Origin of the sequence: Pseudoalteromonas sp. Z1A2, assembly GCF_011378755.1 — a bacterium.
Taxonomy (GTDB): Bacteria; Pseudomonadota; Gammaproteobacteria; order Enterobacterales; family Alteromonadaceae; genus Pseudoalteromonas; species Pseudoalteromonas distincta.
Genome location: NZ_WTKX01000088.1, coordinates 1 through 604, shown reverse-complemented (window position 1 = coordinate 604; position 604 = coordinate 1). Strand labels below are relative to the sequence as shown.

The 604-nt window shown below is 49.7% G+C and carries 1 rRNA gene; it reads right to left on the bottom strand.

Annotated features, from left to right (window positions below):
* A 23S ribosomal RNA gene (locus GQR47_RS20310) occupies positions 1-604 on the bottom strand; the annotation flags it as partial.

Sequence of the window (604 nt, the reverse complement as noted above, 5' to 3'; positions counted from 1 at the left end):
TACGATTTTGCCTAGTTCCTTCACCCGAGTTCTCTCAAGCGCCTTAGTATTCTCTACCTGACCACCTGTGTCGGTTTGGGGTACGATTCGGTATAATCTGAAGCTTAGAGGCTTTTCCTGGAAGTATGGCATCAGCAACTTCACTACCGTAGTAGCTCGTCTCGTGTCTCAGGTTTAGTGTTCGTCCGGATTTACCTAAACAAACGCCCTACTCACTTTCACATGGACAACCATCGCCATGCTTGCTTAGCCTTCTCCGTCCCCCCATCGCAATTATACCAAGTACGGAAATATTAATCCGTTTCCCATCGACTACGCCTTTCGGCCTCGCCTTAGGGGTCGACTTACCCTACCCTGATTAACATGGGATAGGAACCCTTGGTCTTCCGGCGTGCGGGTTTTTCACCCGCATTATCGTTACTCATGTCAGCATTCGCACTTCTGATACGTCCAGCATACCTCCCGGTACACCTTCAACCGCTTACAGAACGCTCCCCTACCACTCATACAAAGTATGAATCCGCAGCTTCGGTGCATAGTTTAGCCCCGTTACATCTTCCGCGCAGACCGACTCGACCAGTGAGCTATTACGCTTTCTTTAAAG